The 6000-nt window shown below is 63.0% G+C and carries 2 protein-coding genes and 1 pseudogene; all 3 read right to left on the bottom strand.

The window, feature by feature from the left end; genetic code table 11:
- Positions 1 to 139: 139 nt before the first annotated feature.
- The 3 genes and pseudogenes from KXD97_RS33045 to KXD97_RS33035 all read right to left on the bottom strand — a co-directional run bounded on the left by KXD97_RS33045 (position 140) and on the right by KXD97_RS33035 (position 5666).
- Positions 140 to 1313, bottom strand: a pseudogene (locus tag KXD97_RS33045) (IS110 family transposase).
- A 451-nt stretch (positions 1314 to 1764) separates the two neighbouring features.
- Complete coding sequence (locus KXD97_RS33040; protein WP_313901315.1) at positions 1765 to 3123, bottom strand: IS1380 family transposase; 1359 nt, start codon at positions 3121 to 3123, stop codon at positions 1765 to 1767.
- 161 nt (positions 3124 to 3284) lie between these two features.
- On the bottom strand, positions 3285 to 5666 hold the full coding sequence (locus KXD97_RS33035; protein ID WP_260758560.1) for a hypothetical protein: 2382 nt from the start codon (positions 5664 to 5666) through the stop codon (positions 3285 to 3287).
- Positions 5667 to 6000 lie beyond the last annotated feature (334 nt).

Genomic DNA, 6000 nt, shown 5'->3' with positions numbered 1-6000 from the left:
ACATACGTCTCCTACCGCATGCCCCCGACAAACACGCACTGGTCTGCGTAACCCGTGGGCAGGCTGCTCGCGAAAAGATCTTGTTTGTTGGCGAACCGAAGTGTTGCGGCGGGGCTAGACATCCCAGGACCGTAGGTTGTCAAGCGGCTTGGGTATCTGGGGTGGGCTGGCGGTGTGCCCAGGCTTTGTGTTCGTCGTAGGCGGTGTGGTGGCGCAGGCAGCCGTGCAGGATGCCGACGAGGCGGTTACCGAGGGCGCGTAAGGCTTGGTGGTGGGTATCGCCGGCGGCGCGGTGCTGGTCATAGAACGTGCGGGCACCGGGACTGTTGGTCAGGGCGCAGAAGGCCCATTGGTCGATCGCGTCGTAGAGGCGGCGGTTGCGGACGTGGCGGGCCAGCACGGCGCGTTTCTTGCCCGACGCGACGGTTAGTGGTGAGGTTCCGGCGTAGTTTTTGCGAGACTTGCCGGTGGTGTAGCGGTTCGGGTCGTCCCCGAACTCACCGAGCACCCGGGCGCCGAGGATGACACCGAGTCCTGGCAGGGAGAGGTAGATGTCGGCGTCCGGGTGTGTCTCAAAATGTGTCGCCAGTTCGGTCTCGAGGGCGGCGATCTGATGGTTGATCTCGGCGATGATGGCGACCGCTGCGCGGGTGCTCGCCCCGAACGCGGCGGTGACCGCGGGCGGGGCGGCGAGGTGCTCGGTGCGCAGGGCGGTTTGAATCTCCAGCGCTCTGGCGTCGAGGTTGCGTTGTCGGCCCGCGGCTTTGAGTGCCGATCGGATCTTGGAGACGCTCAAGCGGGCGGGCGTCGGCCGGGGTGAATGCGCGACCCAGGATGGCCAGGGCATCGCGGTCAGACAGCGAGTCGAAGGCCTCCAACGCGCCCGGGTAGTACTCCCGCAGCGCCGAGCGCAGTGCGTTGGTGTTGCGGTTGCGCGCCCAGATCAGGTTCTGATGGGTCCGGGCCAGCACCTTGATCGCCTCCACGTCGGGGGTGTCCCCGGCGATCGGACGGTGGTTGTGGCGGTCGGTGCGCACCAGATCGGCCAACACCTTGGCGTCGGCGGCATCGGACTTCGCGCCCGATACCTGGTGGCGGTCGCGGTAGCGGGCCACCGCGAGCGGGTTGACGGCGAACACCTGGTAACCGGCTCCGGCCAGCGCTTCGACCCACAAGCCGCGGTCGGTTTCGATGCCGATCACCACCTGGTCAGGTTCGTCGGCGTGGGTGGCCACCAGTTCGTGGAACCCACCGATCCCGGCAAGTCCCTCCGGGAGCCGACGCGATGCCAGCGTGATCCCGTCGGCGTCCATCAAATGTATGTCGTGGTGGTCCTCGGCCCAATCGTCTCCAACGAAGATCGTCAACTCGCCTCCCTGCTCGATATCGGGTGAAACCTGTTCGAGCCGAAGGACACCCGGCGGCAACCTAATGGATCAGTGCTCGAAGCACGACACCCCATCAGCGCTATAGGTGACCTCACCGACCGGCCGGGGCACGATCTAGCCCTAGAAGTCGAAAAGCGCCTCAGGGCGTGCACAGTGCTCACCGGCCAGCGGCTCGGTGACCAGCGTCCCCTCAACAGATCGCTATCGGGTGAAGACTCGCTGGTCGACTCCCATTAGCCTCGATCTTTCACGTGGCGGGTAGTTGAGGTCTTTTCGTGGCGTGGGTGGGCGGTTCTGACGTGGGCGGCCTGGGGTTCCGGCGTTGCGTCTCGCCGGTGCTCCTGGGTCCTTTGCTCGTCGGAATGGTTTCTGTGTTTTAGGTGGGTTGCAGTGCGGTCCAGCCGAATTCGATGAGGTCGCTCCACGGCCAGCCTCTTGGCAGCCGTAGGTAGCGGCGACGCCCTGAGGTGATGATGCGTCCGGCGACGGCAAGCAGGCGCAGGCGTAGTCGTTTGGGTTCCCAGCCTCTGGCCGGGTGGCCGGTGAAGGCCAGGACTTGGGTCCAGACCAGCAGGTCAGCGGCCAGCAGGGTGATCTCCAGCCAGATCTGATTCTGGGCGAACCCGTGAAACGGCAGGTTGGTCAGTCCGGTGTCTTTGAGGTTGCGGATGCGGTCTTCCGCGCGGGCGCGTTGACGGTGCCGGACTTCGAGATCGCAGATCGACCAACCGCGGGTGTTGGTCGCAAAGCACGTGATCCGCCACCCGTTGTCATCGGTCAGGCGCAACTGCGCGCCGGGATGGGGACGTTCTCGGCGGGCGATGACCCGCATCCCTGCCGGCCAGCCTTTCAGCGTGTCGGGCAGGTAGCGGGTCAACTCAGCGACCTGGGCGCCCTCGCGTGGTGTGCCGTCGCCGTCGAGGGCAGCCCGCCACGCCCGCCGCGGGACCCGGCGCAGCGCTTCGACGATCGGGGGCATGCCGTAGAACCCGACTGAGTACTGCAGTCCCAGGTCGGTGATGTGGTGCAGGAAGTCCTTGACCCCGCCACCGGTGTCGGTGCGCACCAGCACCCGGGCCCGTTCGGGTTCGGGCAGTTGGGCCAACGCGGCATCCAGGACACTGATGTGGTCAGCAGCGCTGTTGGAGCCGGCTGAGCCGGGTCGCAGCAACCCGACCAGGGCTTCACCGGATCCGTGGCTGCCGTGGTCGACGAAGGCGAGCATGGGATGAAACCCGTATCCGTACTTGAAGGTTGGGGTGGCGCCCTGTTTGTCGCTGTGGGCGGTCACCAGGGTGGCGTCCAGATCGACGATGACCTGGCTGCCTGAGGTACCGGCCAGCGGTTGCTGGCGCCGCCATATGTGCGCGCGGGCTGCTGCCCGGGCCGCGCGGATCGCCGCAACGGCGGCATCGACGTCGCCGGCCAGCGTGGCGATCAGACGTGACACGGTGGCATCGGAGGCCACCGCCCCGAACAGCTCGGGCTGAGCACGCACCACCGCGATATCGGCGGCACAGTCACCGCCGAGTGCCACCGCGATCGCGACATCGGTGAGCACCTTGGCCGGGTCGTGCAGGGTTCGTGGTGCCCGCCACCGCTTCAAGACCTCTGACATGGCCTTTTCCAGTCCCGAGACGTGCAGCGTCCGAGCCAACAGCAGCCCGCCGGCCGACGAGACCAACGACTCGCGACCTGAATCCACCAGCAGAGAACGAACCGCGCTACGCTTCACCTACGGAGTGCCTTCCCGCTTTGTGAACATGGACCCTAGACAAGTCACATTTTCTCAAACAGGACAGGCACTTCCGTGCATTACAGGTCGTGTCAACAGCCTATTTCACGAAACGTCGAGGTTAGGCAGTGTGTACTTCGAAGGGCCGCGCCAGAAATAGCCTACAAGTAGAGAAACCGTCTCAATTGTTGGTGGGTGTCGAATATGAGGCCGTAGGAGCGCTCGGACCCGATCTGCGTGGACTTCGCTCGCATATATGCGAAGAGTTGCGCCTCAACATCGTCGATTTCCATTCCATTCGGACAGATCGATAGGAAGAAGGCTGGACGCTCCCACGTGCTCTCGAATGAGAAGGCCCCGTGGTGTTCGTCGCTGTCATCCTCGGTCCGACGGCCAAGTTCAACGATCATGTCGAGCAGCTGTTGTTGCGCCTCGCCCGCCAACGAGAGAAGGTCGGCCCCGCAGCGCAGCCACCCTGGTTGGCGTAAGGCGGCGATCGCGTCAACGAGCTCCAGCATCGCTGGGACGGCGTTGAATGACGGCTTCTCGGGTAATTCGGTCCCCTCGTGTTCGTGCCGATCCATCCATGCGTTGAGCTCGACGCAATGGTCGTCGACCATGTTGACGGCGTCTTCCTCATCAGCGTCGACCCAGAGATCTCCTTGGAGGAAGGTCATGTAAAGGTCAAGTTCGTCAAGTGCCCAGAAGTGAGTGGTGACCGGACTGTCCGTTCGAACCCTGAGGTAGTGCAAGAACTCTGCAGGTCGATCGCAAACGGCGGCGATGGTAGTGAGGTCGTGCAGCGAGGTGATCCATGGGGGTTTGTCCTCGCCCACAATTCCGGCCTGCTGCAGTCGACCGATCGCGGTACCCAGTGGGCCGACATCGTCTAGAAGCGCCGCCACGCAACGGACCTCCCGGATTTGCGACAAGTCCAGCCAGCTCTTGTCGGCGAGCCAGATGCCCCGGTTGATTTCGATGAGACGTTCGATCCGTTTAGCCTGTTCACAAGCGTCGCCGATGGTTGCGGCGAGATCGCGCGAAAGTCGTGTGACGTCTCCTCGTCGCGACTGCTCGGCCATCGACTTGCCTTTCGTCTCCACGACGATCGCAACGTCGTCGATGATGAAGAGGCCATCGCCTTCAACTTGCTTGCCGACCGCGGCGGGGTTCGCACACCCGGACCCAAGCTGGCCGATTTCCTCGTTTTTTTCGGGTGCAAAGTACTTGAATGCAGTGTGCGACGGGGCGGTCTCAAGAATCGACGCGAGCCCGTCGAGCGCGATCTGCTCGCTCATTGCGACGCGAATTTTCTGGTCGTACGCGGTGAAATCCTTACCGTTCGAAGTGAGCGCCTTCTCGAAGATCCTCCGCAACGAGTCGTTTCCCACCTCATTTGACGTCGATACAAAGTGGCCGGCACCGTCGGAAACGAGCGGCGTGCCCAAGAACGGATTCGTCCCGACCAGCATGTCGTAGATACGGTCCGTCGCAGATATCGCTGAGTCGAAGAACTGAGAGAACGAAGTCAAGACAGCAAGCGCCGTCTCATCGTCGACACCTGCCAAGGGCGCAACGTCGTTCGCGGAAATCGTGGCCCGATCTCCCGGCAGAAACATCAGAGCAACCATTTGCGACACCACTTCCTCCGCTTCGGCTGCTGGTATCTGGCCTGGCGGAACGCCCTGGTTGCGCAACATGATCTCCGCGGTTCCATTCCGGAGCTCAGTCATCCGCTGCGATGACACCTCCCTGATGCCTTCACGAACTGCGACGACCTGCGGGTAGGTGTATCCCAAGTGTTTTTGCATGAGGCTAGCCGCCCGCTCGTTGTCGAAGAGCCGAGCTTCGTGCGCATCCCGAACGCTGCTGTACTGCAAGTTGCGGATGCCCATGACCGCGCCTTGATACTCGGCGGCGAGCATCGAGAGAGGGTCACCGTTCAAGGCCGCCTCGGCGAGTTGGCGCGCCTGCGCAAGCCGCATCAAGCGCAAGGCGCGCTGATGTAACTCGTTCACAGCCACGTGGGGTCTGGTTTCGTCGCGCGGAAGTGCGCTCGGTTTCCGAGATCCCCGAGAAAGCAACACGGCGGCCACGATCTCGATGACAAGCGCGCTGCCACCGGGCGCAGCTTGGGGAGCCACACCGAGTTCACGTAGTCGCATCAGCTCAATGACGTCGAACGCGTCGGCGTCTCGTACCAGAGCCGCCATCGCATCGACCTCAAGCTGGATCTGTTCGCGCAAAATGGTCCGCACCGCGGCAACTGACTTACAACCGGCGAAAAGGCTTATATCGCTGACCATATCGGCGAGATCGCCTTTTTCGAATCTGGCAGGACCGCCGTCTTGTCTGAGACCAAGTGGATCAAGCTGCCTTCGACGAGGAGCGCCTTTGGGCCCCCTCTTCTTGCATCGCTTCCGCACCTGACTCCAATCCCCGTAACCCGCCGACCGGACGTTTGAGTAGACGACCAGGTGGGCGCACATCGTGCGGGCGTCAAGGTACTCGTCGTGTCCGACAACGAGGCCTTCGCCGAACACGCCGCCGGCATGGACCCCCCGCGCCGGCACGACCGACGGCCGAGGACAGCAGCAATTGGGAAATGGTTGAAGGCTCAATCCCCAGACGCCATTTCCAACAAGTCAAAGTCCGAACTGTCGAACTGGCGGTTCACAAGCTTCCCGGGGACTTGCGCCTCTAACTCCCGCATCTGTGGATCAGGCGCACTCCTTCGAGGCTGCCCACACAAAAACAAAGGTCACGACCCATTTCTGGATCGTGACCTTTATGCCTGCAGTTCGTAGAACCGCTCCGTGGTGTGCGGTACGTTTCAGCTGTTCCGAGCGCCCTTCGCGAAATCGGTTCCAGCGGTTT

Origin of the sequence: Mycobacterium sp. SMC-8, assembly GCF_025263565.1 — a bacterium.
GTDB lineage: Bacteria > Actinomycetota > Actinomycetes > Mycobacteriales > Mycobacteriaceae > Mycobacterium.
The sequence above is the reverse complement of the archived record's forward strand: the minus strand, read 5'-3'. Positions and strand labels throughout refer to the sequence as shown.